Source organism: Trabulsiella guamensis ATCC 49490 (assembly GCF_000734965.1).
Taxonomy (GTDB): Bacteria; Pseudomonadota; Gammaproteobacteria; order Enterobacterales; family Enterobacteriaceae; genus Trabulsiella; species Trabulsiella guamensis.
Window position 1 is genome coordinate 1 of sequence record NZ_JMTB01000196.1, and the last position, 725, is coordinate 725.

General features: G+C 52.1%; 2 protein-coding genes. Both read right to left on the bottom strand.

Going from position 1 to position 725, the window contains the following annotated elements; all coding sequences use genetic code 11:
* Window positions 1-101: 101 nt before the first annotated feature.
* Window positions 102-524: an HNH endonuclease gene (locus GTGU_RS23520; protein ID WP_038163724.1), complete on the bottom strand. Its 423-nt coding sequence runs from the start codon at window positions 522-524 to the stop codon at window positions 102-104.
* 1 nt (window position 525) lies between these two features.
* Window positions 526-725, bottom strand: a 200-nt coding sequence (locus GTGU_RS26435; protein WP_342665354.1) for a hypothetical protein, incomplete at its 5' end; no start/stop codon positions are given.

Below are 725 nucleotides of genomic sequence, written 5' to 3' on the forward strand. Positions count from 1 at the left end.
CCAGGGTGGAACTGAGATAAGTTTCCCTTTATCGAAGCCGTTGAGTTGCACCTGTTCTGCCGCGTGCAGATAGTGCTCAATCTCTGCTCTGGTAATAGTGGTCATGCTGTTGCTCCTTCCTGATACTGTTCAAACCAGAACACCACCGGCTTTTCGATCACCTCAACCAGCCCGAAGCGCTCTGCCGTGCGGAAATTCATGCTGCTCTTGCGCCCTCGCTCGACCTGAAGAGATACCTGCTTTCTGAACATTTCCAGCGAGTAGGACGTTTTCAGTAAGTTGCAGGGCGCACATGCAGGGAATAGGTTTTCCAGTCTTTCAGCCTCTGGCCTGTAGAATTCACCTGTCGCCTTCAGTTTGAAAATGCCTTTCGCAGCAGCCTTCATACACTGCTCAGATTTTCGCAGCACCGCCTCAACGTGGTCAGCATGCCAGCCCTTTTCGGGAAGTTCGCAGCCACAATAAGCACACCGACCACCGAACTTCATGCGCAACTCAGCGCGCTGTTTTTTGCTAAGAGCCATATCACTCCCCCTTTGGCGTACAAACACCGCGCAGAACCAGATTGCCATTGTTCAGCTTCTTCACAGCGGCAAGCGCGTCCAGGCATGCTTTCTCGCTGTGGAACTCCTGCGTTTCAACCTGTAGGGTTGGCTGCGATGCATCGCTCAGAGCTATTGAGTACGGTTGCGACATCCAGAAAATTAGAATCCACATGCTCAATC